This window comes from Natronosalvus sp. KLKA75 (assembly GCF_059736265.1).
The window spans coordinates 1,780,714-1,806,920 of record NZ_CM185522.1 but is presented as its reverse complement, the minus strand read 5'-3'; the positions used below and the strand labels follow the sequence as shown (position 1 = coordinate 1,806,920).

General features: G+C 64.5%; 23 protein-coding genes and 1 tRNA gene. 12 read left to right on the top strand and 12 right to left on the bottom strand.

All coding sequences use genetic code 11. From position 1 onward, the window contains the following. The first annotated feature begins 43 nt into the window (after positions 1–43). A complete protein-coding gene (locus tag AC6I65_RS08655; protein WP_497903182.1) occupies positions 44–2,314 on the top strand; it encodes a DUF6789 family protein in 2,271 nt (756 codons plus the stop codon). Between the two features lie 3 nt (positions 2,315–2,317). Next, on the top strand, positions 2,318–3,064 hold the full coding sequence (locus AC6I65_RS08650) for a hypothetical protein (protein ID WP_497901517.1): 747 nt from the start codon (positions 2,318–2,320) through the stop codon (positions 3,062–3,064). Between the two features lies 1 nt (position 3,065). On the opposite strand, the gene AC6I65_RS08645 is transcribed toward AC6I65_RS08650, so the two are convergent. Both AC6I65_RS08645 and AC6I65_RS08640 read right to left on the bottom strand, forming a co-directional pair. After that, positions 3,066–3,932: a cytochrome c oxidase subunit 3 gene (locus tag AC6I65_RS08645; RefSeq protein WP_497903181.1), complete on the bottom strand. Its 867-nt coding sequence runs from the start codon at positions 3,930–3,932 to the stop codon at positions 3,066–3,068. A gap of 212 nt (positions 3,933–4,144) precedes the next feature. Beyond that, positions 4,145–5,350 (bottom strand): AI-2E family transporter, encoded by a 1,206-nt coding sequence (locus AC6I65_RS08640; protein WP_497901516.1) that lies wholly within the window; start codon positions 5,348–5,350, stop codon positions 4,145–4,147. A gap of 132 nt (positions 5,351–5,482) precedes the next feature. Between AC6I65_RS08640 and AC6I65_RS08635 the strand changes: the two genes are divergently transcribed. Then, positions 5,483–5,905 (top strand): universal stress protein, encoded by a 423-nt coding sequence (locus AC6I65_RS08635; RefSeq protein ID WP_497901515.1) that lies wholly within the window; start codon positions 5,483–5,485, stop codon positions 5,903–5,905. A 66-nt stretch (positions 5,906–5,971) separates the two neighbouring features. On the opposite strand, the gene trxA is transcribed toward AC6I65_RS08635, so the two are convergent. Both trxA and AC6I65_RS08625 read right to left on the bottom strand, forming a co-directional pair. Next, entirely contained in the window at positions 5,972–6,397 is a 426-nt protein-coding gene (trxA, locus tag AC6I65_RS08630; RefSeq protein WP_497901514.1) for a thioredoxin, read from the bottom strand. A gap of 63 nt (positions 6,398–6,460) precedes the next feature. Further along, complete coding sequence (locus AC6I65_RS08625) at positions 6,461–7,366, bottom strand: hypothetical protein (protein WP_497901513.1); 906 nt, start codon at positions 7,364–7,366, stop codon at positions 6,461–6,463. 299 nt (positions 7,367–7,665) lie between these two features. On the opposite strand from AC6I65_RS08625, the gene AC6I65_RS08620 reads away from it, so the two are divergent. Continuing rightward, positions 7,666–8,982: an aminotransferase class I/II-fold pyridoxal phosphate-dependent enzyme gene (locus AC6I65_RS08620; protein WP_497901512.1), complete on the top strand. Its 1,317-nt coding sequence runs from the start codon at positions 7,666–7,668 to the stop codon at positions 8,980–8,982. 105 nt (positions 8,983–9,087) lie between these two features. On the opposite strand, the gene AC6I65_RS08615 is transcribed toward AC6I65_RS08620, so the two are convergent. Then, positions 9,088–10,710: a replication factor C large subunit gene (locus tag AC6I65_RS08615; RefSeq protein WP_497901511.1), complete on the bottom strand. Its 1,623-nt coding sequence runs from the start codon at positions 10,708–10,710 to the stop codon at positions 9,088–9,090. Between the two features lie 357 nt (positions 10,711–11,067). Between AC6I65_RS08615 and AC6I65_RS08610 the strand changes: the two genes are divergently transcribed. From AC6I65_RS08610 to AC6I65_RS08600, 3 genes are all read left to right on the top strand, one after another. Further along, positions 11,068–12,732, top strand: coding sequence for an outer membrane protein assembly factor BamB family protein (locus AC6I65_RS08610; RefSeq protein ID WP_497901510.1), 1,665 nt, complete (start codon positions 11,068–11,070; stop codon positions 12,730–12,732). A 121-nt stretch (positions 12,733–12,853) separates the two neighbouring features. Further along, positions 12,854–13,465 carry a GNAT family N-acetyltransferase gene (locus AC6I65_RS08605; RefSeq protein ID WP_497901509.1) on the top strand — a complete coding sequence of 204 codons (612 nt, stop codon included), beginning with the start codon at positions 12,854–12,856 and terminating at the stop codon, positions 13,463–13,465. Positions 13,466–13,557: 92 nt separating this feature from the next. Next, positions 13,558–14,298, top strand: a complete 741-nt coding sequence (locus tag AC6I65_RS08600; protein ID WP_497901508.1) for a DUF7978 family protein — start codon at positions 13,558–13,560, stop codon at positions 14,296–14,298. A 6-nt stretch (positions 14,299–14,304) separates the two neighbouring features. On the opposite strand, the gene AC6I65_RS08595 is transcribed toward AC6I65_RS08600, so the two are convergent. After that, a complete protein-coding gene (locus tag AC6I65_RS08595; RefSeq protein WP_497901507.1) occupies positions 14,305–14,847 on the bottom strand; it encodes a GNAT family N-acetyltransferase in 543 nt (180 codons plus the stop codon). A gap of 22 nt (positions 14,848–14,869) precedes the next feature. Beyond that, positions 14,870–15,085: a hypothetical protein gene (locus AC6I65_RS08590; protein ID WP_497901506.1), complete on the bottom strand. Its 216-nt coding sequence runs from the start codon at positions 15,083–15,085 to the stop codon at positions 14,870–14,872. A gap of 459 nt (positions 15,086–15,544) precedes the next feature. Here AC6I65_RS08590 and AC6I65_RS08585 point away from each other — a divergent pair, with 459 nt between their 5' ends. Further along, the gene (locus tag AC6I65_RS08585) at positions 15,545–16,975 is read left to right on the top strand and encodes an APC family permease (protein ID WP_497901505.1); all 1,431 of its coding nucleotides are present in this window, start codon (positions 15,545–15,547) and stop codon (positions 16,973–16,975) included. A gap of 1 nt (position 16,976) precedes the next feature. Next, positions 16,977–17,708 (top strand): universal stress protein, encoded by a 732-nt coding sequence (locus AC6I65_RS08580; protein WP_497901504.1) that lies wholly within the window; start codon positions 16,977–16,979, stop codon positions 17,706–17,708. Between the two features lie 351 nt (positions 17,709–18,059). On the opposite strand, the gene AC6I65_RS08575 is transcribed toward AC6I65_RS08580, so the two are convergent. Further along, a tRNA-Ser gene (locus AC6I65_RS08575) sits at positions 18,060–18,144 on the bottom strand. Positions 18,145–18,362: 218 nt separating this feature from the next. Here AC6I65_RS08575 and AC6I65_RS08570 point away from each other — a divergent pair. Continuing rightward, positions 18,363–19,313, top strand: coding sequence for an AAA family ATPase (locus AC6I65_RS08570; protein ID WP_497903180.1), 951 nt, complete (start codon positions 18,363–18,365; stop codon positions 19,311–19,313). Positions 19,314–19,466: 153 nt separating this feature from the next. Here AC6I65_RS08570 and AC6I65_RS08565 read toward each other — a convergent pair whose 3' ends face one another. From AC6I65_RS08565 to AC6I65_RS08555, 3 genes are all read right to left on the bottom strand, one after another. Continuing rightward, positions 19,467–19,922 carry an SRPBCC family protein gene (locus AC6I65_RS08565; protein ID WP_497901503.1) on the bottom strand — a complete coding sequence of 152 codons (456 nt, stop codon included), beginning with the start codon at positions 19,920–19,922 and terminating at the stop codon, positions 19,467–19,469. Between the two features lie 134 nt (positions 19,923–20,056). Beyond that, on the bottom strand, positions 20,057–22,747 hold the full coding sequence (gene ppc, locus AC6I65_RS08560; protein WP_497901502.1) for a phosphoenolpyruvate carboxylase: 2,691 nt from the start codon (positions 22,745–22,747) through the stop codon (positions 20,057–20,059). A gap of 121 nt (positions 22,748–22,868) precedes the next feature. Next, positions 22,869–23,198: a transcription factor S gene (locus AC6I65_RS08555; protein WP_497901501.1), complete on the bottom strand. Its 330-nt coding sequence runs from the start codon at positions 23,196–23,198 to the stop codon at positions 22,869–22,871. Between the two features lie 121 nt (positions 23,199–23,319). On the opposite strand from AC6I65_RS08555, the gene AC6I65_RS08550 reads away from it, so the two are divergent. Then, a complete protein-coding gene (locus AC6I65_RS08550; RefSeq protein ID WP_497901500.1) occupies positions 23,320–23,928 on the top strand; it encodes a DUF6663 family protein in 609 nt (202 codons plus the stop codon). 44 nt (positions 23,929–23,972) lie between these two features. Here AC6I65_RS08550 and AC6I65_RS08545 read toward each other — a convergent pair whose 3' ends face one another. After that, positions 23,973–24,872, bottom strand: a complete 900-nt coding sequence (locus AC6I65_RS08545) for a DUF8054 domain-containing protein (protein WP_497901499.1) — start codon at positions 24,870–24,872, stop codon at positions 23,973–23,975. 123 nt (positions 24,873–24,995) lie between these two features. Between AC6I65_RS08545 and AC6I65_RS08540 the strand changes: the two genes are divergently transcribed. Further along, positions 24,996–26,072, top strand: a complete 1,077-nt coding sequence (locus AC6I65_RS08540) for a TrmB family transcriptional regulator (RefSeq protein ID WP_497901498.1) — start codon at positions 24,996–24,998, stop codon at positions 26,070–26,072. Positions 26,073–26,207: the final 135 nt, after the last annotated feature.

The following is a 26,207-nucleotide window of genomic DNA, read 5'->3' as shown; positions in this document are numbered from 1 at the left end:
CGAAACCCGTCGCGAGGGTCGGTCCCGGGAGGTACCCGCCGTGATGCCCGACCCCTCCTTCCTGCGCGTCGGGCTCTTCGTCGCAATTTTGCTCGGCTGTTTCGTCATTGCTCACCGCGCGAGCCGACACGGTGCTCGCCCGGACGGCGGGACCCACGTCAGTCGCGACCTGACGGTCGACATCGCTAGCGTTCGGGCCGGACTCGAGCGCTGGACGACGACCACCAACCACCGCGAGATCGGGCTGCTGTACATCGCGTTCGGAACCCTGGCCGGCGTCTGGGGCGGCATCGACGCGATGATGATGCGGACGGAGTTACTCGTCCCCGCCGCCTCGGTCTGGAACGAGCCGACGTACAACGAGCTATTTACAGCCCACGGCATCACGATGCTGTTTTTCTTCGTGACGCCAATCTTCTTCGGCATTGGGAACTACTTCCTGCCGCTCTTGCTGGGGGCCGACGACATGGCGTTCCCCCGACTCAACGCCATCGGGTTCTGGATGCTCCCACCGGCCCTCCTGCTGGCTCGAGCGGGGCTCATCTCGGAGGTAACGGCGAAGTTCCTCGGATTGCTATTCGGCGAGAACGCGCTCGTCGACTTCTTCGGGGCGCTGAGCGAACCCGGTGTGGGGTGGACGTTGTACGTGCCGCTGTCGGTCCAGACGGCAAATCCGCAGATCGACCTCCTCCTCCTCGGGTTGCATCTGAGTGGCATCGCGACCACGCTCGCGGCGATCAACTTCATCGTCACCATCTTCTACGAACGCGCTGCGGACGTCACCTGGGCGCGTCTGGACATCTTCTCGTGGACGATTCTCACGACCAGTGCGCTCGTCGTCTTCGCGTTCCCGCTCCTGGGGAGTGCCATCGTCTTGTTGTTGCTCGACCGGAACGTGGGCACGACCTTCTACGCGGTCGAGGGCGGCGGACCGTTGCTGTGGCAACACCTCTTCTGGTTCTTCGGCCACCCGGAGGTGTACATCATCTTCCTCCCCGCAGCGGGGCTGATGAGCCTCATCCTGCCGAAGTTCTGCGGACGGACGCTCTTTGGTTACCAGTTCGTGGTCTACTCGACGCTGGCCATCGGCGTCCTCAGCTTCGGCGTGTGGGCTCACCACATGTTCGTCACGGGGATGGATCCCCGCCTCCGCGCCGGGTTCATGGTCACGACGATCGCCATCGCCGTCCCGAGCGCGATCAAGGTGTTCAACTGGATGACGACCATCTGGGACGGGACCGTTCGCCTGACCGCGCCGATGATTCTCTGCGTCGCCTCCATCCTCACCTTCGTCATCGCTGGCGTCACGGGTATCTTCCTCGCTGTGGTTCCCATCAACGTCACCTACCACGGGACTTACTACGTCGTCGGCCACTTCCACCTGATCGTCATGGGGATCATCCCGTTCATGATGTTCGCCGCGAGCTACTACTGGTACCCCATCATCACCGGCCGACTGTTCGACCAACGGCTGGCCCGCTTCCAGGCGACCCTGCTCGTGGTCGGCTCGACCACCACCTTCACCGTCCTCGTGATCCTCGGCGTGCTCGAACTGCCCCGTCGCTACGCTGACTACCCGCCGGTGTACGCCCCTCTCCAGCAGGTCGCCACGATCGGCGCCTACTTGATTGGCATCAGCGTCCTGCTGTGGCTCTACAACATGCTCTGGTCGTACTGGGCCGGCCCGCCGGTCGACGACGCCGACGTCTGGGACCTCAAGCAATCCGAGCAGTTCACCCGCGAGTGGCAGTGGTTCGAGCGTCGCCTCGAGGACGAGTACGGCATCGAGCCAAGCGAACCGGCGACCACCAGGCCGGCGTCGACCACCGACCCAACGATCGGGAGTCCGTCGATCTCGAGGCAGATCCGCCCGCTGGTGGGGTCGGTCACCGAGAACGTGTTCGTCGGGGCCGTCGCCGGCCTGGTCGGGACTCTCCTGATGACCGTCGTGTTGGCCGTGGGCGTCGCCATCGGCGTTTTTCACCTCCAGGCGTTCACGGAACTGGCGGGCCTGATCGGCGCCCCTGAGCGCGCGTCCGTCGGGTACGCGCTGTTCGTCCTGGCCGGGTCGACCGTCTGGCCGTTGCTCTTTCTCACCATCGCCCGATACCTTCCCGGTCGGACGCCCATCGCACGCGGTCTCTCGTTCGCGACCATCGTCACCTCGGGGTTCCTGCTCGCGTTCTACACCGACCAGGCTGGACTCGCCCTCGTCGGCTACGTCGGCCTTTCGATACTTGCCCACTGGGCCTACGGAGTCGGCCTGGGTGCCGCGCTCGACTATGCCTCGTACAAATGGGACGTGGAGGTTTGATCGATGACGGCTCGAGACGACCGACGACCGCGCGAAACGAACGCCGAAAACGGAACCGGGGGACGGGACGATGAGTCCCGACTCTTCTCGTACGCGCTCCCGTTTCTCGCCGCGCTCTTTCTCGCGCTGGGGATCGCGGGGACCGTCCTTGGCGGCTGGTCAATCGTGCAACCCGCGATCGGTGGCTGTGCGGATCCCGTCATCGGCGTGTCGACGCCCGAGGAAACCGACCAGCGACTCTCGGACGCCGGGCCAGTCGTCGAGACGCTCGAATTCGAGTCGCTGACCGAGGCCGAACGGAGCGCCGTTCGCGAGGCAGTCGACGATCCCCACCAGGAGGGGACGGTCGAGGGATCGTTCGACCACCGCGAGGCGTTCGACCGCGGCGTCGTGATTAGCGGCGGAGACCTAGGCGAAGCGCGGTACGCGACCCTCCGCTCCGAGAGCCGGTGTCTCGGCGTCGATCCGGTCGCGCTCCCGCTGGGGCTTATCTCGTTGCTCGTCGGCGTCGGCGCGTTCACGCTCGTCGGCGTCGAGAACTATCCGTGGGAGTTCCGGTGGTCGCCCGCTCGAGAACGATTGCGGGAGGGCGGGCGGTCTCGAGGCGGTGAAGACAGTGAAGGTATCGAAGGCCGTGAATATGGTGAAGACCGCGGAGGCAGCGAAGACGGCGAAGACGACCACGGTCGAAACGATGACGAAGTGAGCCGAGACGCCGACGAGCGGCGATGGGACCGACGCGAGCGCTGACTCACAGCGAAACGACCGCCCCGACGTACAGCGTGGCCACGAGGAAGAGCCAGACCGCGTCGACGAAGTGCCAGTACAGCCCCACGGTCGCCACGGACGTGTCTCGCTCAGAGGCGTACTGACCGCGCGCGCCGCGAACGAGGACGATCGAGAGCAGCACGACGCCGAGGGCGACGTGGAGGCCGTGGAGTCCGGTCAACCCGTAGAACGCGCTCGCGAACACGCCGTCGGTGATCGAGAACCCCTCGTGAACGAGGAACTCGTAGTACTCGAGGACCTGGCCGGCGAGGAAGACGGCGCCCAGGAGGACGGTCAGGCCGAGAAGGCCGAGGAACGCCCGGTCACGTCCGCGCTCGAGGAAGTCGTGGGCGAAGTGGAACGTGACGCTACTGACGACCAGGAGCGCGGTGTTGATCGCGACGAGGGAACCGAGTAGCGGCGGGAGGTCGGCGGGGGGCCACGTTCCGACGCGGACGAACGCGTAGTATATGAAGCCGGCGCCGAAAGTACCGAGATCGGTCGCAAGAAAGAGGATCATGGTCGTGACGTAGGCGCGTCTCGCCTCCGGATCGGCTACGGAACGGTCCTGGTGGCGGAGGAACGCCTGTCGGAACCAGCCGAACAGCCCGGTTAGCAGGAGTCCGCCGCCGAGGAGCGCGACCGCGAGACCAAGGAGAGCGGGGACGGTCTCGACGCCGAACGCCAGGGCGAGAAGCGCGAATCCGACGTACAGCACGGCTGCGCCTGCGGCACTCACGATGGGCCAGCCGCTTCGGTGGCGGGCATGATCGTCCCCGTCACCGTCACCGGACGTGTCTGGCGTGTTTGGGGGGTCTGATCGAGCGTGTGGCGGCGGTGTCGACGTGATGGGGATCACCTGCTGGTTCGAACGTGGCGTCGTGTTCGCTGGATTCGAACGGTGCCGCGTTCGCTGGGTTCGCACGACGCCGCGCTCGTTGTGCTCGAGCGACGCCGCATTCGAGCAATAGGGAATACACTCGAGCCAGGCCCAAGTAGCTAGCAGCCAGTCGGTTTGCGTGAGTGTCTCGCGTTTGGACTCCCGATCGATCGAACGGATCGTTACCGGTGATCGGATGGCCCTTCGCTCGAGACGGCTGGTTCGGCCTCGGTTCGTTCGACCTCCTGTGCCTCGGTTCCTTCAACGCTCGAAGCCTCGGGTCGTCCGTCACGGTACTCGGTGAGCCGGGCCTGTCGAACCCCCGACGGTTGGCCGGTGAGGACGTAGGGAAGGAGGATATAGATCGCGTTGATCACGAGGATCAGTAAAATTGGGGCGAGGAACAGTCCGTAGAAGCCGAAAACGAGAGGGCCGACGATGTAGGAGACCAGGAGCATGCCCGTGTGAGTTTGCTTGCCGCTGATGTGGGCCCGGATGAAGAAGTCGGGAATGAAGTCGACGAGGACTGCGCTGACGGCCGCCAGCGCGCCAACCGGGACGAGGAGCGAGAGGTCGCCGGCCGCCCACGCGTTCACCGCGAGGAGGACGATGACGGGGACGTAGACGAGTTTGATGCCGACGACCGGAATGAGGCTCCCGATACCGGTCAGCGCGCCGATCAGCGCCGGAAACGGAACGTCGACCGCAGCGGGGGCAAAGAAATTGTACGTGTAGAACGTCACGACGCCGACGATGGCCGTGACGAACACGTTGACGATGTTGCCGAAGAGCGTCATCGAGAGTTCAGGATCCACGGCGCGAGCGTAGGCTCGCATGACGCCCGACTCGTCGTAGGTCTCGAGTGCCCACGAGACGAATCGCGGGCCGTCGATGAGCATGTAGTACACCAGCGTGACCATGATGATCAACTGGACGACTGCGCCGCTGACGACGCTGACCGTCCCCGCGAGACTCAACACCACGACGCCGAGGGAGGCTTGCGAGGAGAGGTCCGTGACGATGCGTCGAATCTCGTCGAGGTCGAGGCCGGTCACGTCGATATCCGTGACTACCTGCTCGAGAAATTGATCCTGCACGTCGTATGCGGTGAGCAACGCCTGTGTCTCGATGACGATGACGGCGACGGTGTACGTGATGAGCACGAGGAACGGCACGCCGAACAGGACGAGCGCGAGGATCGCCCGCGGCCGTCTCGGAACGTTGAACCGGGCGAGGGCTCGATAGATCGGCCGAACGGCGTAGTAGAGGAAGACCGCGAAGACGAGGACGCCGAGAAACGAGAGAGCGACGTGGGCGACCACCAGGAACAAGGCGGCGACGATCGATCCGACGGCGATCCGACGGCCGAACTCGCGGTCGCGTTGCATTGTCCCTTGCTACGACAGGCGAGTATTTCACTCCACTGGCAGGTACCGCTGTTTACTCACTGACCGGACGCGAGACCCCACCGCCGAACCCCCGTGGTGGCTTTACGGTCTCGCCCGTCGAATCGAACCGATATGGCACGCTCGATTCTCGTCCCACACGACGGATCCTCACACGCACAGGCAGCCCTCGAGTACGCCCTCGAAACGTTTCCGGACGCCTCGATCGTCCTGTTTCACGCCATCGATCCGTTCGAGGTGACCCCAACCGAGGAACAGCTTTCGCCCCTGACTGACACCTGGCTCGCCGATCAGGAGTCGGAAGCCGCCGAACTCTTCGCCGAAGCGAAGGCGTCGCTCGAGGACGACGTGTCGTTCGAGACCGCAATCGCCGTCGGGTCGCCAGCCCAGTCAATCGTGGCTCACGTCGAGGACGCGGACGCCGACCAGATCGTCATGGGCAATCGCGGACGCGGCGGTGCGGCCGGCCTACAGATGGGAAGTACGGCGGAGATCGTCGTCAAGCGAGCGAACGTCCCGGTAACGGTCGTTCGATAGTCGCCGAGTCTGCCGTCCGCCTGGAGCGGGAGTCCCTGAACATCACCCTGAGCTACTCGAGCAGGACTACTCGAGCAGCCCGCGCAACGTCGATTCCTCCTGCATGCCCACCAGCTGTTTGGCGGGTTGGCCGTTCTCGAAGAGGATCAGCGTCGGGAGCCCGCGGACGCCGTACTGCTGGGCGACCCCCGGGAGTGCCTCGGTATCGACTTTCGCGATCGTTCCCGGGGTTTCGGTGGCGAGTCGGTCGAGAACGGGCGCGAGCATCTGACAGGGACCACACCAGTCGGCGTAGAAGTCCACGAGCACGCGATCGTGCTTCTGTAGCACCTGCTCGAAGTGCGACTGGCTCTCGACGGCGATCGGCTGGTCCGGACTCGACGCGCGCTGGTGGTCTTGCTCGGCTTTCGCCTTCAGTTCCTCGATCTTGCGTTCGCGTATGCGTTCGAGTTCGTCGTCTCCTTCCGGATTCGTCTCGTCGTCGGTGCTCATACGCCTCGCTCGTTCGCTGCGTCAAAAACGATTTCGCTGTGCTCGAGATGCTCGAAGCGCTCTTCAGAACGGAAGTTTCGAACGGAGCCAGCCCAGGAAGCCGCTCGAGTCCTCGCTCTCGTCTCCGTTGTCCGTCGGAACGAGGTCCGTCTCCGTCGATTCGGCGTCAGAGACGACGAGTGCGGACTCCTCGCCTGATGCCGGATCCTCGTCCGACGCGGTCGACTCGAGGGAGTAGTCGACGCGTCCGGCTCGAGGGGTGGTGTCTGGTTCAGGGGCGGTGTCGGGTTCGGGGGCGCTCTCGTCGTCGGCGTCGCCAGCATCACTGACACTGTCCGGTTCGTCGACCGGCTCGGCCCGTTCGGCTTCGGGTTTGGATTCTGCCTCGAGTCCGGAGGCGGAATCGTCCTCGAGTTCGGTGTTATCGTCGACATCGACATCGGCTTCGCCCGTGTCTGCGTCCTCGCCCTCACCCTCGTCCTCGACCACGAACCCGGATTCAGCTTCAGGTTCGGGCTCGGATCCAGATTCCAACTCGGATTCAGGTTCGGACACGGACTCGGAATCGTCCTCGACCCCATCCGTTCCCTGGATCGATTCCGTTTCGGTCGCTCCCGAATCGGCGTCGTCCGCGGAAGACGAGTCGTCACCGCTGTCGATCCAGAGGAACTCGTCGGATCGCGTCCGGCCGGTGAGCAACAGGTCGTCGAGCGCGCCCTCGTCGACCAGCTCGTCGTCGACGTCGTGAACCGGCTCGTCGTCCTCGTCGGCGCTCGCGATGATCTCCTCGGGGCTCTCGTCCTCGAGAACCTCGTTCATTCCGGGGTCGGCGGCGGCCTCGTCGCGAAGCTGACTGAAGAGGTCGGCAGCAGTCACGTCCTCGACGTCGTCACCGTGTGCTGTCTCGTCGGAGTCAACCGGCTCCTCGTCGGCCGAGTCATCTTCGATTTCCCCGAAGAGCTCGTCCATGCTCGGACCGATATCGAAATTTCCCTCCCTCGATTTTTCATCGGTCGTACTATCGGTCATGTGCTCTTCTGTCCGAATAGATTATCAATCGGCATTAAGCTTTGGAATATTAACAGTCACTGAAGTGTGATATTCGATTCTCGTTTCGAACGTCAGCGGTCGATTGACGAAGTATACGTATCCCTACACGAGATACGGAAACGGATGGGAAATCAAGGTACGCAACGCAGTTGGCAAACTAGACGGTCCAAATCGGGAATCGTGAGAGTAAAATCCGGTGGTCGTCACGGTTCAGGCAGATGGCAGACCGCGGGTTCGACTTCGAGGAGCAATTGACGTCCCAGGCCGACGCGGACCGACGGTACTCGCTCGCGCCAACCGATCGAATCGATTCCCGCGGCTACGTTTCCGAGCCACCGAGAGGCGGCCTTCCGGTCCTCGAGGCCGACGAGTTGCTCGTGTTCGGCTCGAACAACTACCTCGGGTTGACCGCGAACCAGCGGGTCCAGAACGCCGCGAGACAGGCCGCCGCTACCGTCGGGACCGGCTCCGGCGGAAGCCGGCTCACGACCGGCGATACGATGGTCCACCACGACCTCGAGCGACTGCTCGCCGAGACCTTCGAGACGGACCGTGCGCTCGCGTTCTCCTCGGGCTACGCTGCGAACGTCGGAACGATCACCGCCCTCGAGCCCGACGTCGTTTTCGTCGACGAGTACACCCACGTCAGCGCGTTCGACGGCTGCCGGCTCGCCGGGACCGAGGTCGTTCCGTACGGCCACTGCGATCCCGACGCCCTTCGCGACGCGGTGGAGGACGCCCTCGAGCGGCGTGCTATCGGTGGAGTAACAGCCGACGTCGACGCCGACGCCAACACCGTCGCCGATGTCGACACCGATACCGAGGCCGACGCCGACGCCAAACCCGACGACGAATCCTGGCTCGTCGTCACCGATTCGATCTTCAGTCAGGACGGGTGGGTTGCTCCGCTCGAGGAACTCTGCGACGTCGCCGACTCGGTCGGCGCCTGGATCATGGTCGACGAGAGCCACGCGACCGGCCTCTACGTCCGCGGTGGTGGAATCGTCCAGGCCGAGGGGCTTGCCGACCGCGTCGACATCCAGATGGGGGCGCTTTCGACGGCGCTCGCCAGCCAGGGCGGCTACGTTGCGGGCGACGACGCGTTAATCGAGTGGCTGGCCGCTCGTGCGCCACCGTTCGTCGAGTCGACGGGTCTGACCCCGATGGCGGCCGCGGCGGCGAGCGAAGCACTCCACCTCTCGAAACACGGCGATTACCGCGAATCCCTCTGGGAGAACGTCACGCGTCTCCGCGACGGCCTGCTGACGATGGGCTACGAGGTCGATGGCGATTCGCAGATCCTGCCGGTCTACGTCGAGACGCGGGACGCGGCCCGGACCCTGGCGGACGACCTTCGCGAGCGGGGCGTGATCGTTTCCGCGCCCGTTCGTACGAGTTCTGGTGGACACACGTCCAGGAACGCGGTTCGGGAGGGGTACGTCTACGTGCTCCCGACGGCCGCGCACACCCGCGATGATCTCGTTGCCTGCCTCGAGGCGTTCCAGGACGCCGGCGAAGCTTGCGATCTCCTGTAGATGGCTCGCGTCCTCGAGGGTCCAGATTTGTCCTCAAGGGGTCGTACTAACTCTCGAGAATCGTACTATCACCCTAGAGTACTCCCCGCTCGAGCGGTTTAGCCGCTAGAAAAAGTCTGATAGGCCCGACTGTCCATCGTCGTCTTCGTCGTCTTTGTTCTCGTCGCTCTCGTCGCTCACGTCGGCATCCGACGCACCATCGTCGGCCGCTGCGCTCGAGTCGCCACCCGTCCCCGTCCCCGAACCCGAAGTCGCCTCGTCGTCGGCGTCTGAAGCTGAAGACCCTACGTCGAGAAGCGACGCGTTCGCCGAATCAGCGGATTCATCGCTCGAGTCCGACCCGTCATTCGAACCGTCGTCGCTCCTGGCGTCCTCCCCACTCCTGGCGTCCAGGTCGCTCGAGCCCTCAGCGTCCGCGGTGCCGAAAAACGCGGAACCGGAGTGCGAGACCGTCTCCTCGGCCTGGCGTTCGGCAGCGTCCTCCACGATCGACTCGACCTTGTTGGTGTCGGCGCCGCTCCCGGTGACGAACGAGACCTCCTTCTCGTCGAGGTCGTAGGCGGCCGCCATCGCGACGGTCAACTCCCGGTTTCGACAGAGGTGGGTCATGCTCGATAGGAACGGCATGATCTCCCGGCGGACAGTGCCGATGCTCGCGCCCTCCCGGTCGGCGATCCGCTGGGCGATGGCGTCGCGTCGATCCCGGGTCCCACGGGTTCGTCCGAGTTTCGACCAATAACTCGGCGGGCCGTACCGGGTCCACCCGCCTTTGGGCTCGCGCCTCGAGGCGGCGACGCCGGCGGCGATGTTGTCGGTTGCGTAGCGCCAGTACGAGTAGTTCTGGGTCGAGCGCACCCGGCCCAGCCAGCGGTCGGCGTTGCTCATGAACTCGTAGGCGTCGGCGAGTTCGCCGCCCGAGTAGTCCTTCGGCACGTTGTCCTCGACCCAGTTGAGCAGGTCGTCGGGCGTCTCGTCGGTGTCGTAGGCAGCCAGCAGGGCGCCGTGGGCGTCTTTCTCCTTGATGAGCGCGTCGAGGAAGTCGAAGATGCCTTCAGTGCTGTCGCGTTCGCTCGTCACGACGTCGTCGACCGTCAGGCGCTTGCTGCCCTCCGCGACCGCCTGCAGGTCGTTGACCGCGGACCGAAGGTCGCCGCTCGTCGCGTCGGCGATCTTGCGGAGGGCGTCGTCCTCGAATTCGATGCCCTCGCGTCGACAGATGTCCCGGAGGACGGGGACGATCGAGCGCGCCGAGACGTCGCGGAACTCGATGGTCTGACAGTAGTTTCGCAGCGAGTTGCTCATGTCGTAGAACTCGTTTGCCACGAGGACGATCGGCTGGCTGGCCGACTTGACTACCCGCGTGACCTCTCGAGAACCGCCGTAGTCGGCGTTGCCGTGGAAGTTGTCAGCCTCGTCGAGGATGACGAGGCGGCGACCGCCGCTGCCGCCGGTCAGCGTGCCGCTCTTCGAGGCCTCGCCGGCGACGCGCTTGATCACGTCGGCCTGGCGGTCATCGCTGGCGTTGAGTTCCATCACCGGCCAGCCCATGTCGTTGGCCAGCGCGTGGGCGGCCGAGGTCTTCCCGATACCCGGACTGCCGTGGACGATGACGGGCTTTCGGTGCTCGTCCCACGTCTTCGCCCACTCCTCGAGTTTGTTGCGGGCCTTGTCGTTTCCACGTACCTCCGACAGCGTCGTCGGGCGGTACGTTTCCGTCCAGTCGCTCATTGTCGGAGGTAGGGACGAGTCGCGTTTAGTGGTTGCGGAGCGTCACCCTCGACGACCGTCTCCAGCCGAGGCGAGACGTCACCTTCTCTCTACCCACGGCACTCGAGACTCGAGGCGACGCCTGTTCGGACGGATGGCGACATTTGCAGGTGATGCGACTGTCGAACCGAGTTCTCGCCCGCTCGAAACCGCACGTTACGGCACCTCGACCGGCGAACGCTCCGAATCTCGGACAATCGTCTGGTTGGTGCAGGAAACAGTCTCTCGAGTGCTCTAGGGAGCGATTACCATCGTTTCATCGCCGAAACTGAACTTACACGCAGAATAAGCAAGAGGTCCGGTGGTGCCGAGGGTACTATGTCCCTCTGGCCCAGGCGGACCGTGATGGCTCTCGGTGCCTCGCTCGTCATCGGCAGTTTCCTCGGTGCGGCTAAAACGAGCGGCGGGGCCCATGTGAAGTCGACGGTCCCGATGGCGGTGACGCCTGCGGACGCCGATCACTGGACGTCCTACCACGGCACCCCTGGAAACACCGCCGCCCTCTCGGGCTCGAGTCGGTTTCCAGCGCCCGAGACGGTCGCCTGGGAATACGAGCAGGATGGCGACGTCGTCGTCGCCGATGGCACGGTCTACCTCCGGACGGGGGCTGGTGTCCACGCCCTCTCCGCCAGCGATGGGTCCATCCAGTGGGTACGAGAGGACGTCGGCGCCGACGGAACCCCCGCCGTCGTCGACGACACCGTCTACGTCGCCGGCGACCGAGTGACGGCGCTCGATGCCGACAGCGGCGATACCGTCTGGTCGACGTCGTTCGGGACGAACGGCCAGATCCCAAGTCCGACCGTCGTCGACGGATCGATCTACGTGGTTGTCGACGGCGCTCTTCGCTCGCTCGACGCCGACGACGGGAGTCCCCAGTGGCGACGGAGTGGGGTCGACCTCGAGCGACAGGATGCCGACGTTGCGTCGTTCGTTTCGATTCCAGTCGCCGTCGCGAACGACCTCGTGTATGCCGCCGTTGGCGACGCCGGTTTCGTCGCGCTCGACGCCGAGTCGGGGGAGCCGGTGTGGGTCGTCCAGGAGGAGACTCCCTCGAGAGGCGAGGGACTTCCCTCAATCGTGGCGACTGAAGACCGCCTCTACGTGGCGTGGCTCGGCGACGGCGGCGATGGTGACGTCGACGACGGTGACGACGAGGGCGTCGACGGTGACAGCGACGAGGGGGAGGAAGAAGTGTGCCTGGTCCTCGATGCCAACGACGGAGCGGTCCTCGAGCGAGTCGAGTTGCGGTTCCCACTCGCGGCGACTGACACCGTCAGAGTCAGTGCCGAGCGACACGGCGTCTACGCGTACAACTACGAGACCGACCACAGCTGGACCGTCGGCGGGTCGATGGATGCGTGGGGACGACCGTCAATCGGTGGCCGCACGGTCGTCGTTCCGTACCACCCTGCCGACGGGGACCCCGCCATCTTCGGAGTCGACATCGAAACCGGCCTCGAGCAGTGGTCGTTTCCGTTAGCAGCCGTCGGACTCGAGGACCCTCACGAGGCGAGGTGGCCCGATCTCACGTACGCAATCGGTGACGGAACGGTGTACTTCTCGGGGCACGGGAGCCTCGTCGCGCTCGAGCCAGCGACGGAGGTCGGCGCGGACCAATTCGGCGGGGACGAAGACGACGCGGCCGGTGTCGACACTATGGACGGCGACGAGGCGAGCGACACCGACGATGAACACGAATCGAGGCCGAACGAGGGTGTCGCGTCGGACGAAAGCGGCGACATCGACACTACGGACGCCGACCATTCGTCGAACGCTACCGAAACCGACGATGGGACGCGCGAGGACGACACCGACGGCGCCGCATTCGACGATACCCACCAAAAGACGGACATCGAGAACGGCTCGTCTAACGACGAGGGAGACGGCGCACCCGGGTTCACCGTCGGTACCGAACTCGTTAGCGGAGGACTCGTCCTCGAGTGGCTCCGTCGTCGATTACCCGCGAACGACTTGGAGTAGGAGCCCTGCCTACTGGAACGCACGGGCCTGTCCGCTGGAACGTGCAAGCCCTGCCCAGGAACGTTACACACTCACACGGCGCCCAAAGAGTGACGGTCCTCGTCGCGGAACGTCTCGCCGAATGTTCCCCGAGACGTTCGAAACCGATCGGCTTCGGTTCGAGCCGTTGACGACCGAGACGATCACGCCCCTCGAGCTGTACGAGTACACGAACTCGGCCACTGACTTCGGGGCGGTCGCCACGCACCTCACGACCGACGTCCACGAGACGGCGAACGACGCCCGCAAGTACCTCCTCGAGTCCGAGAAGCGGTGGGACGACGCCACGCGAGCGAACTGGACGATCTATCCGCTCGAGGGCGAATCCATCGGAACGTTCGCCGGCGTCGCCAGCCTCATCCCGCTCTGGGAGAAGCGCACCGCCCGACTCGGCCTCTGGCTTCGCAAACCGTTCTGGGGCCGCGGCTACTCGAGCGAGCGCGCCGCGGCGACCATGGCCATCGCGTTCGACCGCCTCGACCTCGAGGTGGTCTCGGTGGGCTACCTGAAGGGCAACGCAAAGTCGAAGCGGGCGATCGAGAAGTACGTCGAGCGCTACGGGGGGACGTACGACAGCGTGTTGCGAAACTGGGTGCCACTCGATGGCGAGATCCGCGACCTGCACCGGTACACAATCACCGCCGAGGCGTGGGAGACGAATCGGCCCGAGACGGCGTATACGGTTCGCGAGTGAGGTGGTACTCGAGTGAACGTCGTTGCTCGAGTGAGTGACGAAAACCGAGTGAGCGACGTCGAAGGCACCAACCAGGACGACCGAGATGGTCGATGAAGGACGAAGGAAGCTTTAGGTCGCTCCCACAGACAATACGCATCAGGGTACTCGAGATGACGAACGCGATACCGGACTCGGGCGTCGAGGCGTCGGGCGATAACGACGAGGCCAGCGCCGGGACTGGAACGAGTGCGGACGAACCGGATGCCGCGGGGGACCTCCGTCCGTTGTTTCTGGGCGTGGTCGCTGGCGCACTCGCCTGGCTCGCCGGCTACGCGGTCACCTACGGATTGGCTCGCGAGTCGATTCGCGTCGATCTCCGGACCGACGTTCTCGAGTCCGCCGCGGGCGAGACGCTCACCGCTGAACTGGTCGCCTGGACCTACCTCAACGCCCACGGGGTGGCGACCGAGGTGCCGCGGCGCGGGCTCTTCAGACTCTTGCCGCCGGAACAGAACGTCGTCCTGAACGGGAGCGGCGCCGAGTGGCTCCTCTTGCTGGTGCCGCCGCTCGTCATCGCGTTGGCCGGCGCGTACTGCGCATACGACCAGTTCGAGCGCCTCGAGTCGATCACCGAAGCCGCGATCGACGGCGCGATGGTCGCCATCGGCTACCTCGCCGTCACGATCGTCGCCGTCCTCGTCTCGACGGTCGTGATCGAGGGTTCGGTGATCCGACCGTCGCCGCTCGAGTCGATACTCGTCGCCGGGATCGGCTATCCGATCGTCTTCGGTGCGCTCGGGGCCGTCACCGTCGTTCGGCTCCGCGCTCGCAGTGGCGTTCGAACTCCGTGACCGCCGTTATTCTCCAAGCTTTCGAGCGACCATCTCGCCCCAGTTGGCGAACTCGTGGCGCTCGTAGAACGCCTGCGCCCGGTCGTTTTCGCGGTCGACGTCTAGCACGAGTCGGTCGAGTGGCAGGTCCTGGCCGCGGGCGACCGCGAGCGCTCGCTCCATCAACGCGTCGGCAACGCCGGTCCCGCGCGCGTCGGGAGCGACGTAGATTTCGTTGAGAATGGCCGCGTCCCAGATGTACGCGAGCGACTCCGGGAGGACGAATACGTAGCCGACGAGTGTCGACGACCCCGCTTTCTCGTCCCCTGACGATTCCGGCTCGACGGCGACCGTCACTGCCTCTGGTTCCTCGTCCAGGCAGCGTTCGACCCACTCGAGGTAGCCTTCGCGGTAGGCGTCGGTGAGCTTCGATTCGTACCGTTCTGACTTGCCGTCGTCGCCCGTTCCCTCGCCAAGTCCCAGTTCGAACGCCCGTTTGAGCGCCCAGAGGCCGTCTGCATCGGTCGCCGGATCGTACGGTCGGATCGTCGGCTCGACGGTCGTGTCCATACCCGCCGATAGTCGTGAGGGGCTAAGGCTCACCCGATTTCCCGACCTGGTGCGTTCGGCTGATCAGCCCCCAGGGGTCGAAGAGGTACACGCCCGCGAGGCCGAGCGCCAGGACGACGACGAACACGCGGGCGGCCTCCGCAAGATCCGTGGGAACCGACGGCTCGAGTGTAATCGCCATCACGCCCGCGACGCTGATCCACAGGACGGCGGTGATCGTCCGCTGACGACGGTTCATACTCGAGTATGGCCTCGAGGCGTACTTCAAGGTCCCGCTTAGTACGCACAATTCTTGATGGTTTCGTGCTCAGTGACGTGCTCGAACGCGGAGGCGAACGCCCTGCTGATCTCCTTCGTATCGTCGAGATCCTACCGTCGAACGATCGGAATTGGACTCGAGCGGTGTGCTCGAGTACCGACGCTCATACTCAATACTATAATTATCTAAGTATAATAGTATAGGGTGTATAGTGAACTTTGAGGCTGGCGTCGTCGAGCAGGGTATTCGAACAGCGTCGAGTTCCATTTCCTGTTTGTCGGTTTCCGCTCGCGGATGCAAGTATCACTACGCGGTACGCACGGCTTTCGCCGTTCACATCGTGATTCTCCCCGACGACCGTAGCCGTTGCACCCGCGGTCGACGTCATCCAACCCGGTCCATCGCCGGTTTTATTTTACTGTTGAAAATAGCGTCGCTATGGTCAAAGAGCCCGTCGACGTCGAGACGGCGGGGCAGAACGTCGCCGGTGAGGAGCCTGCGGCGGAGCCAGAAGCGGTCACCGACGACACGACGGTCCACGACGACGATGTCGAACTCGAGCGAACGATTGGATTGGTCAGCGGCCTGGCAATCGGAATCGGGACGATGATCGGAGCGGGGATTTTCGTGTTCCCCGGATTAGCGGCGAGCAACGCGGGGCTCGCTGCCACCGTCTCGTTTGGTATCGGCGGGTTGATCGCGTTGTTCGTGGCGCTTCCGACGTCCGAACTCGCCACAGCCATGCCCCGTAGCGGGGGCGGATACTACTTCATCTCGCGAGGGATGGGTACCGCCTACGGTGCAATCGTAGGTCTCGGACTCTGGTTGGGGTTAATGTTTGCCTCCGCGTTCTATCTCGTCGGCCTCGGTCACTACGCGAGCGCCGTGTTCGCTGAACTCGGCGTCGGGCTCCCGTTCAGCCCCGTTATCGGGATTGGATTACTGTTCGGCGCAGCGCTGACGGCGTTGAGTATTGGTGGCACAGAAAACACAGCCAAGCTGCAGAATATTGTCGTCGGGATTCTCCTCGTCGTCCTCACGGGATTTCTCTCGTATGGCGTCCTCGACGCTTTCGGGGTCTTTGGTCGGACCAGCGTCCCGGAGCAATTCTTCTCGAGAGGCTACTTCCCGGTGTTGACGACGGCCGCGCTCGTGTTCACATCGTATCTGGGGTTCGCCCAGGTTGCAACCGTTGCGGGTGAGATCAAGCGGCCGGGGCGGAATCTGCCGCTGGCGATGGTCGGGTCGGTGCTCGTCGTCACCGTGTTCTACGTCGTGACGATTTTCGTCGCGACCAGCGCGTTCGGAGCGGACCGGCTCGGTCAGTTCGGTGAGACGGCGATGGTCGAAGTGGCCCGTGAGTTCCTCGGACTGCCCGGCGCGGTCGCTATCCTGGGTGCCGGGTTGTTGGCAACGTTCTCGAGTGCAAACGCGTCGATTCTGAGCGCCTCCCGGGCAGTGTACGCATTGAGTCGGGATGCCTTGCTACCCCGAAAAGCGAGCGAAGTCAACCTCCGGTATGGGACTCCACACGTCGCGCTGCTGGCTGCCGGTGGCCCGATTCTCGCGCTCGTGGCGACCGGACAGGTCGAATTGCTCGCGGAGGTCGCGTCGTTTCTCCACCTGATCATGTACGGTCTAATGTGTGTCGGGCTGATCGTGTTGCGACGCCGGAATCCCGAGTGGTACTCGCCCAGTTACCGTGTCCCGGGGTATCCAGTGTTGCCTGGCGTCGGTGCGCTCGCTAGCTTCGGTCTGATCGCCTTCATGCAACCTGCGTCGATCGCCATCGGCATCGTAGTCATGGTCGTGTCGTACCTGTGGTATCGTTATTACGCTGGAGACGTCATACTCAAGGGGGAGATCTGAAATGACGGACCGACCATCGATACTCGTTCCGATTCGCGTACTCGAAGGAGAGTCGGTTCCGGAGGGGGTTCCCGGTCTCCTCGCGAACGCCCACGTCGTCTTGCTGGGATATCACGTCGTTCCCGAACAGACCGCACCGGGACAGGCACAGATGCAGTTCGAGGAGCGAGCCACGGCCCGTCTCGACGAATACGAGGCGATCTTCGAGGAGGCGGGAGCGACCGTCGAACGGCGACTCGTCTTCACGCACGACGGACAGAAGACGATCGACCGCACGATTCACGAGCACGACTGCATGGCAGTTCTCGTCCCGAACGCCACCGGGACGGTTGACGATGTGCTCGTCGCCGTCCGCGGGGCCGTGGGAATCGACCGTCTCGCCCGCGTCGTCGCCGGCGTGTTCGGTGCGATGGACACCTCGATAACGCTGTACCACGTCGTCGAGACGAAGGAAACGGACGAGGACATTGGGACACTTCTCGATGGGATGGTCGATCGACTGGGAGAGCTCGGTGTCGACGAGTCGAAGATCGAGACACGAGTCGAGCGAGATCAGAAGCCTCTCGATGCGATCGTCGACGCATCTGAAGCGTTCGATGCCGTCGTGATGGGTGAGACGGATCCGTCGCTCGTAACGTACGTGTTCGGTATGCCGGCCGACCAGGTTGCCGACCGGTTTCTCGGCCCCGTTCTCGTCGTCCAGCATGAACTTGCGAACGAAAGGGACGAGTGAGATGGCCGAATACCATAGACGTGGAGGATAGGTGTCCGGCGGAGGAGGCTTTGCGGAGAAGGTGTCGACGAGATTGCCTCAGAGCACGGTAGTAGCAATCCTCGTATGGTTGTGCAGAATTATGAGTTTCGACGTACGTGGATATAGAAAACGTAGCAACGTTTGAGGCCGGCGTCGTCGAGAGCGGTCCCAACAATCACTGTGCGCGATATTGTTCGCGGAAGAACGCAAGTGGGCGATTTGGACCACGGTCGTCCCTCACTGCGTTCGGTTTTCCCTCTGATTCAAATCTCCATGGTCTGGTTTTCACGATCCGGACGCTCGCTACGCTCACAAGTTGGACCGTGAAAACGCCGAGAGGGAGATTTGAACTCCCGTGTCCGTGGGGACAGCAGATTTCGAATCTGCCGCCTTGGCCGGGCTAGGCTATCTCGGCTCACTCGTACGTAGCCGGGTGGTGATTTTAGCCGTTTCGGTTTCTCGCAGCCGCGGGGTCGGTTACCACGGTCGCGACCGGCCCGAGTTCAGGACCGGAACCAGCATCGAGACCGCTGTCTGGAGCCGTCACCCGCTACTCGAGCGCGACCTGCTCACCACTACCTCGAACGTGACAATAACAGAAGAAATATGGGCGACCACCTCGAGTCCGACGCCATGGACGTCACTCAGGCCAGCGAAGAGTGCAACACGGTACTCGACGCGATTGGCGAGGCCGTCATCTGCGACCGTGAATTTCTCGAGACCGTCCTCCTCGGCGTCGTCGGACGCGGGCACGTCCTGCTCGAGGACGTCCCCGGCACGGGGAAGACCCTCACAGCCCGCAGCGTCGCGACCGCCCTCGGACTGTCGTTCTCGCGCATCCAGTTCACCCCGGACCTCCTCCCATCCGACGTGACCGGCACCCACGTCTTCAACGAGCAGGACCGGGAGTTCGAGTTCAACGAAGGTCCCATCTTCGCGAACATCGTCCTCGCCGACGAGATCAACCGTGCGCCGCCGAAAACCCAGGCCGCGCTGCTCGAGGCGATGGAGGAAGGGCAGGTGACGACCGACGGCGAGACCCGCCAGCTGCCACAGCCGTTCTTCGTCATCGCGACCCAGAACCCCGTCGAGCAGGAGGGGACGTTCCCGCTCCCCGAGGCGCAGGTCGATCGCTTCCTCGTGAAGACCTCGATGGGGTATCCCGACGAAGGTGGAGAGATCGAACTCCTCCAGCGGCGAGCGAGCCGCGACGAGATGAGCCCGAGCGTCGAGACGGTGTTCGAACCCGAACACGTCACCGCCCTCCGGCAGGTCCCCGAGACCGTGACGGTGGACGAGGACCTCCTCGAGTACGTCGTCGCCCTCGCCCGACAGACCCGGACCGACGGCCGGGTCGAGGTCGGCGTCTCTCCTCGTGGGACCCAGCGCCTGTTCGAGGCCGCTCGCGCCTACGCGACCATTGCGGGGCGGGAGTACGTCACCCCGGACGACATCAAGCGCGTCGCCCACCCGGTGATGGCCCACCGCCTCGTGCTCACGCCCGACGCGACGGTCAACGAGGTCTCGAAGTCCCAGATCGTCGACGCGGTCCTCGATTCGGTACCGGTGCCGACGCTCGAGTGACGGAAACGACGAACTCGAGATTCGAGAGAACGGTATTGCGAGACATCGGACGACCTCACCGCGTGGGGAACGCTATCGTAAGCTATTGCAGCGTCTCGACACCTCCCCGTCGCGGTTCTCGATATTGCCAAAAAAGACGTGAATGGCGTCGGCTCAGGCTTCCATCTCTGGCGCACTCTCAGCTTCGACGAGCTCTTTGGACGTCCGGAGCGAGTGTTTGAACTGGCGCTCGTTGTACCGCTTCGCGACGGGTTCGAGCACGCGCTCGAACAGCGAGTCGCCGAACTCGTAATCGGCCCGCTGGACGACCTTCGTCCCGGAATCGGTCTCTGCGTAGTAGTAGTGTAGCTCCCCGGTCATACCGGGGCTCTCGAACGTGGTGATCGTGTGTTGGTTCGGTTCGGCGATTCGCATCTCCATTTTACCGTCCATCGAGGTGCCGAGCAGCCTGTAGGTGGCGTTCATCCGAAGACCGTCATCGGTCTCCTCGACGATCTCGACATCGGTCAGGCTGGGCATGGTTCGTCGCCAGTTCTCGGGGTCGATCCCGAACTGAAAGACGCGGTCTACGGGCGCTTCGATTTCGATCGTGTGCTCGAACGTGGGCATCTATATCATCTCTGTGTCAACTCGAATCACGCACTGATCTCTACGAAGGAATCGGGTACGACGACGGCTGACTCACTTGATATAGGCGCGCTGAGGTAATAAGACTATGCTCGGAAACGCGACGCCAGGGGCCGTTACCCTGTATTTTTCATCCCGGCGGCGATCCCCTTGACCGTCAGCCTGAGCGTTCTCTCTTCGACGTCGGTTCGGTGGGTTCGCCCCAGCAGGTGCGTCTGGAGGAAGTTGAGCGGATCGACGTAGGGGTTCCGTCGCTCGAGGTTCTCGCCCATCCAGTCGCGCGTGTGGAGCGTTTCACGCTGGCCGATCGTCTTGACCAGGTCGACCGCGCGGTCGTACTCCTCGGACACCCGCGGGAAGAACCGCTCCCGCAGGTCCTCGGTCGCCAGGTCGGCGTACTGCTCGGCGATCTCGAGCTCCGTTCGCGAGAGCGAGAGCGCGGCGTTGTCGAGGGTCGTGCGGAAGAACGGCCACTCCTCGTACATCGTCTGCAGGGTCTCGACATCGCCGTCGTTCTCCAGGTAGGCGTCGATGCCGTCGGCGACGGCGTACCAGCCCGGCAGGATGCACCGCGCCTGCGTCCAGGAGAAGACCCACGGGATCGCCCGCAGATCCTCGACCGTCCGCTCGCCGCTCCGGGAGGCCGGCCGCGAGCCCAGGTCGAGGTCCTCGATGACGGTGATGGGCGTCGCCTGCTCGAAGTACTGGACGAAGCCGTCGGTCTCGAGCAGGTCGCGGTACTCCTGGCGGGCCGCGTCGGCCATGGCGTCCATCGCCTCGATCCACTCATCCTCGATGCGCTCCTCAGGTTGCTCGATCGCCTGCTTTCGCGCCCGCAACTGGGCGTTGAGCATCTGCTCGATGTTACGCTCGGCGATACGGGGGTTGCCGTACTTCTCGGCGATGGCCTCCCCCTGCTCGGTGAACTTGACCTGGCCGGTGACGGTGCTATTCGGCAGGGCCAGCAGGGCCTCTCCCATCGGGCCCCCGCCGCGGGAGATGGACCCCCCGCGGCCGTGGAACAGGCGCATCGTCACGTCGTAGTCGTCACAGATCTGACCGAGTCGGCGCTGGTTCTTGTACAGCGACCAGTTCGCCGCCAGGAACCCGTTCTCTTTGTTCGAGTCGGAGTATCCCAGCATGATCTCCTGAGTCCGCCCGCGGGCCTCGAGCACCTGCGCGTAGGCTTCGTTGTCGAACAGCGTCCCCATGATGCGGCGAGCGCCCGAGAGGGCGTACTCCGTCTCGAGCAGCGGGACGATGTCGATGCCGCAGTGTTCCGGCAGGGAGACGATACCGGCCTGGTCGGCCAGGAACAGCACCTCGAGGACGTGGGACGGCTCGTTGTTCATCGAGATGCAGTAGGTGTCGATGGCCTCGTTGCCGTACTCGGCCTGCCAGTCGGCGAGGCTGTCGAAGAGGGTGACGACCCGACTCGAGGTGTCCGAGAGGTCCTCCGTCCGGGAGAGGTCGACGATTGTCTCGTCCTGGAGGACGGCGTCGGTGAGCAACTCGACGCGCTCGTCCTCCGAGAGGGTCTTGTACTCGATGCCTTCCCGCGAGAGCACCTCGTCGATGGCGTCCGTGTGGTTCTGGCGGTGATCGCGCAGGTCGAGGCTGGCGAGCGAGAGGCCGAAGGTGGCGACCTGTCTACGCAGGGGGTCGACGTGAGCCTCGACCACGGTTTCCCCGCTGTTCTCCCGGAGGCTGTCGGCGATGATCTCGAGGTCCTCGACGAGTTCGTCGGCGTCGTCGTAGCCACCGGGGCGAACGTCGCCGACGCGTTCGAGGCGCTCGCGCATCAGTTTGAGCTTCTGGCGGTAGGGTTCGCCCGGGTAGCGTTCCTTCGCCGTCTTGGCGCTTCCCGGCAGTCGCTCCCGGTCGGCCTCGAGCGAGGCGTCGAACGTGTTGCCGGTGGTGATCCGACTCCCGTCCTGACTGAGCACGCCCGAGAGCCGCTTGAGTTGCTCGCGATAGCGGTCGATCACGACCTCGCGTTGCCGTTCGAGGGTGTTGGCCGTGACCTCGGGCGTGACGTAGGGGTTGCCGTCGCGGTCACTCCCGGCCCACGAGCGGAACTCGAAGAGTTTGGGGACATCGATGGCCCCGTCGAGTTCGTCGTCCAGCGCGTCGGCCAGTTCGTCGTACACCTCGCCGACGACGTCGAAGAGCGTGTTTTCGAGGTACCACTGGACGTTCCGGGCCTCGTCCTCTGGTTCGGGCTGGCGCTTGCGGACCTGTGGGGTCTGCCAGAGGCTCGTCACCTCGGCGTCGACGTCCCGCCAGACCTGCTCGCGCTCCTTGTCGGTCAGCAGCCGCTCGTCGAGCGTCTCGAGGTGGGTCGCCACCGTCCGGAGCTTCGACTTGACGGTCTTTCGGCGCGCTTCCGTCGGGTGGGCCGTGAACGTCGGTTCGATGAGCACGTCGTCGAGGATGCCCGAGACGGTCTCTAGATCCGCTTCGGACAGCTCCTCGGCGGCCGTCTCGAGACTGTCGTCGAGCGTTCCGTCCTGGGAGTCCTGTCGAATCGACCGGACGCGCTCGCGCTCCTCGGCGAGGTTGATCAGTTCGAAGTACGTCGTGAACGCACGGGCGACCACGCGTTGCTGGTGTGGCGACAGCCCCTCGAGTTCGGTGGCCAGTGGCTCTCGTGACTCGATGTCTCCCGCACGGTAGTCGATGGCGGCCGTTCGACAGGATTCGACGGTGTCGAACGCACGACGCGACGTCTGGTCCTCGAGGACGTCACCCAGGAGGGCCCCGAGTTCGCGAACGTCCTGTCGGACTTCCCTGTTGTGCAGTCGCATACCAACACTCTACGCGCCCTATTGCTAAAAACTCCGTACAGCGCGAAAGTTTGCCACGTGAATCGTCTTTCGTGAGGGTTTCGAGCCCGTTAGCGAAGCGTTTTCGAGACGAGTTCGACCCTCAATTGTACTCCCGCCAGCGGTACCCACACTCGGTACACTTGAAGAACCGCGTCGGCGGCTCGTCGGCCGAGGCCGTCTGCTTGATCGTGTACCAGGCCTCCTCAGTGCCACACTCGTCACAGCGGACGTCCGTCGCGATTGGCTTGCCCTCGAAGTTCGCCTCCTCGTCGGACTCGATCACGTCGTCGAACGTCTGGGACTCGGTCGTGACGAACGAGGCTTCTTGTTCCCGGTCTCGAGCCGTCGACGCGCCGCAGTCGTCGTTGGTACAGACCATGTGGTCCCCATCGGCTTTCATCATCGAACCGCAGTTGTCGCAGAACTGCATACCAGAGGTATCGGCTCGAGGGGCAAAAACGATGCGTCAGCGGCCCGACCGAGGCCCGCCGAGAATGGCTTTCCACACTCGAGACGGAGCCTATTTCGCCCCACAGCCGCGAGTGTCGCGTATGAACCAGACCACGGAGACCACGGCCCGCGTCCTCCCGGGGCGAACCGCGGACGAGTGGCTCCTCCTCGAGGTCGACACGGCCGATCCGACGTACGTCGAGCGACCCGACCTGGACGGCGACCCCGATTCGGGCGACGACGCGGATCGAAACGGCCCCGGTCTCGAACACGGTAACCGGATCGAGGCGACGCTCGAGTGGGACGACGGCGAACCTCGACTCGCTTCCTGGACGGTTCTCGAGCCGACCCGGTTTCGCTTCCGTCGGACGGACGCCCCCGTCTTCCAGGCCGCCCAGCACTGTTTCGAGGAGGCCCGACGAGCGGGCGAGGCGATGAACGCCCGCGTGATTCACGACACCGACGGTCGCCCGAACGGCGTGGTCTACACCTTCGCGGATCAGCCGGGTCAGCGCGACCTCTACGCCGAGTTTCGCGACGGCGAGAAGCCCCTCGAGCCCTTGCTCGATCGCGCCGCCGAGTCGACCGAGGCGCCGTTTTCGGTCTGGGTGCTCGACGTGAGCGAGCCGTTCGTACTCGTGACCATCGTCCTCGATCCGGACGGGTTACTCGAGGGGAAGATGCGCGAGGCGTACGGGGATGCCGGGTAGGAACCGTCCCTTTCAGTTGCGGGGCGAGTACCCGACTCGGCCGCTCACTCGTAGGTGAAAAAGCGGACGTTACAGGACGGACAGACGAGTTTTTCCTGTGGCGTCTTGCCGACCGGGGTCGCTTCGCCACAGCAACTCGCACGCGTGATCGTCACCTTGCCGCCACAGAGCGGACATTCCTCGAGGAGCGACCGCAGGGGGCGCCCCGCGGCGCGAGCGACCGCGTCGTCGACTCGTTCCTCGAGCGCGCGGGCCGCGGCGAGTTCGGCGACGGCGACTCCCTGGTGGAGCGTCACGGGCGCGCCAGCGGCCGGGTCGAGGATGACGACGGGGCGCCCCCACTGCCGGCGAGTGCGCGTCTCTACCGTGGACGGCGTCACCTCGTCGGCCACGTCGGCCAGCGCCTTGAGGTCGAGGTGACGAAGCGACGCCATCTCGCGACGCCAGTCCTCGCGGAAGTCTGGGTCGAGCACCACGTCCTCGGCCTCGACGTCGACGACGCCGGCCTCGAGCAACGTGGTGAGGACCGCTTCCCCGTCCGGTGGGGTGTCATCGCCCGAGCCCGTGCCCGCGTTCGCGTTCGCAGCCGCATCCGCGGTCACGGTCGAACTCGTCGTCGATCCAGATTCCTCGACTGTTCCGAGCCCGCCAGCGTCGGCCAGCGATCCGGTCGTCGAGCCCCGATGCTCGTGGCCGAACGGATCGACCGGTAGCCTGGCGAAGAGCTTCGGTGCCAAGTGCGGCGTGTACGGAACGAGGTAGCCCCGGAGGCCGATCCCGGCGACGCCAGCAGTCGCGACCACCACCGCGGTCCGTCGCCGCCCCCTGAGAGCGAGGACGCCGACCGCCACGACGAGCAGCACGACGTTGGTCACCGTACACGGCCAGCAGCGATTCTCCCCGGTGTACTCCGGGCGTCGAACGCGCTCGAGAAGCGAAGCCATGCGGGGCAATTTCTGGTGGGACGGCTTGAGTGTGGCGCTGGAGACAGGCTTTTTACAACGGGTGTTATACGTCGACTGGAATGAACGTGCGCCCTCCACAGTCAAGCGGGCTGGTGGTTCGACATGGACGGTGACGAACTGATCGCGACGCTCGAGGACGCGGGCCTCTCGCCGTACCAGGCCGACGCCTTCGTGACGCTGCTCGAACTGGGCGCTGCGTCGGCAACCGACATCGCCCACGCCAGCTCCGTCCCCGATCCGCGAATCTACGACGTCCTGCGCGGACTCGAGGACGACGGATACATCGAAACCTACGAACAGGACAGCTTGCACGCCCGCGCCCACGACCCGGATGAGGTCCTCGCCGACCTTCGCTCGCGGGCGAGTCGCTTCGAGACGGCCGCCACGGAGATTGAAGAGCGCTGGAACCGGCCCGATATCGAGGACCACAAAGTCAGCATCGTCAAGCGACTCGACACGGTGCTGACACAGGCCGAGGAGTTGATCCGGGAGGCGACGACGCAGGTGCAAGTCGGCCTGACGGTCGAGCAGTACCACGAACTCGAGGACGCACTCGCGGCGGCACTCGAACGGGGCGCCGACGTGAAGGTGTGTCTGTTCCCGTCGGTCGACGCCGAGATGGACCTCCCGTCGATGGAGTCGCTGGCGCGAACCTGTACGGAGGCCCGGCGTCGACCGATCCCCTCGCCGTTCGTCGCGCTCGTCGATCGGTCCTGGACGTGTTTCTCCCCGCACGGGTACTCGACGAACGAGTACGGCGTCATCGTCAACGACCGGACGCACACCTTCGTCTTCCACTGGTACTTCCTGACCAGCCTCTGGGAGGTCCACGAGACGATCTACTCGGCCCGGAACGACGAGTTCCCCGTCACCTACGTCGACCTCCGGCACTGCCTGCGTGACGTCATCCCCCTGCTCGAGGACGGGGTGGCGATCGAGGCGACGGTCGAGGGAATCGAGACCGGTTCGGGACTGGAGGTCACCCGGTCCGGGACGGTGACGGACGCCACCTACGCGGGTGTCACGACGGAAGCCGATCACCCGGCCCCGCTGGCACAACTCGCGGGCGAGGCGTCGATCACCCTCGAGACCGAGGACGGACCCGTTACCGTCGGTGGCTGGGGCGCGATGCTCGAGGACCTCGAGGCGACTCGTATCACGGTCGACTCGAGTGCCTGATGAATATATGAAGTATTACCTTTTCACGAATAGTTACTACGTTCGGGTGCTATTGTCGAGTAACGTCGTCGCGTCGAACCCGCCGCCTCGGGCCGGTGAGTGTGCCGCAAACGATGTCTTCTCCAGCACTCGTAC

Excerpts from the sequence above, each read along its gene's own strand:
- AC6I65_RS08655 (WP_497903182.1), top strand. The coding sequence starts at position 44 with ATGCCCGACCCCTCCTTCCTGCGCGTCGGGCTCTTCGTCGCAATTTTG.
- AC6I65_RS08650 (WP_497901517.1), top strand. The coding sequence starts at position 2,318 with ATGACGGCTCGAGACGACCGACGACCGCGCGAAACGAACGCCGAAAAC.
- AC6I65_RS08640 (WP_497901516.1), bottom strand. The coding sequence starts at position 5,350 with ATGCAACGCGACCGCGAGTTCGGCCGTCGGATCGCCGTCGGATCGATC.
- AC6I65_RS08635 (WP_497901515.1), top strand. The coding sequence starts at position 5,483 with ATGGCACGCTCGATTCTCGTCCCACACGACGGATCCTCACACGCACAG.
- trxA (WP_497901514.1), bottom strand. The coding sequence starts at position 6,397 with ATGAGCACCGACGACGAGACGAATCCGGAAGGAGACGACGAACTCGAA.
- AC6I65_RS08625 (WP_497901513.1), bottom strand. The coding sequence starts at position 7,366 with ATGGACGAGCTCTTCGGGGAAATCGAAGATGACTCGGCCGACGAGGAG.
- AC6I65_RS08620 (WP_497901512.1), top strand. The coding sequence starts at position 7,666 with ATGGCAGACCGCGGGTTCGACTTCGAGGAGCAATTGACGTCCCAGGCC.
- AC6I65_RS08615 (WP_497901511.1), bottom strand. The coding sequence starts at position 10,710 with ATGAGCGACTGGACGGAAACGTACCGCCCGACGACGCTGTCGGAGGTA.
- AC6I65_RS08610 (WP_497901510.1), top strand. The coding sequence starts at position 11,068 with ATGTCCCTCTGGCCCAGGCGGACCGTGATGGCTCTCGGTGCCTCGCTC.
- AC6I65_RS08605 (WP_497901509.1), top strand. The coding sequence starts at position 12,854 with ATGTTCCCCGAGACGTTCGAAACCGATCGGCTTCGGTTCGAGCCGTTG.
- AC6I65_RS08600 (WP_497901508.1), top strand. The coding sequence starts at position 13,558 with ATGAAGGACGAAGGAAGCTTTAGGTCGCTCCCACAGACAATACGCATC.
- AC6I65_RS08595 (WP_497901507.1), bottom strand. The coding sequence starts at position 14,847 with ATGGACACGACCGTCGAGCCGACGATCCGACCGTACGATCCGGCGACC.
- AC6I65_RS08590 (WP_497901506.1), bottom strand. The coding sequence starts at position 15,085 with ATGAACCGTCGTCAGCGGACGATCACCGCCGTCCTGTGGATCAGCGTC.
- AC6I65_RS08585 (WP_497901505.1), top strand. The coding sequence starts at position 15,545 with ATGGTCAAAGAGCCCGTCGACGTCGAGACGGCGGGGCAGAACGTCGCC.
- AC6I65_RS08580 (WP_497901504.1), top strand. The coding sequence starts at position 16,977 with ATGACGGACCGACCATCGATACTCGTTCCGATTCGCGTACTCGAAGGA.
- AC6I65_RS08570 (WP_497903180.1), top strand. The coding sequence starts at position 18,363 with ATGGACGTCACTCAGGCCAGCGAAGAGTGCAACACGGTACTCGACGCG.
- AC6I65_RS08565 (WP_497901503.1), bottom strand. The coding sequence starts at position 19,922 with ATGCCCACGTTCGAGCACACGATCGAAATCGAAGCGCCCGTAGACCGC.
- ppc (WP_497901502.1), bottom strand. The coding sequence starts at position 22,747 with ATGCGACTGCACAACAGGGAAGTCCGACAGGACGTTCGCGAACTCGGG.
- AC6I65_RS08555 (WP_497901501.1), bottom strand. The coding sequence starts at position 23,198 with ATGCAGTTCTGCGACAACTGCGGTTCGATGATGAAAGCCGATGGGGAC.
- AC6I65_RS08550 (WP_497901500.1), top strand. The coding sequence starts at position 23,320 with ATGAACCAGACCACGGAGACCACGGCCCGCGTCCTCCCGGGGCGAACC.
- AC6I65_RS08545 (WP_497901499.1), bottom strand. The coding sequence starts at position 24,872 with ATGGCTTCGCTTCTCGAGCGCGTTCGACGCCCGGAGTACACCGGGGAG.
- AC6I65_RS08540 (WP_497901498.1), top strand. The coding sequence starts at position 24,996 with ATGGACGGTGACGAACTGATCGCGACGCTCGAGGACGCGGGCCTCTCG.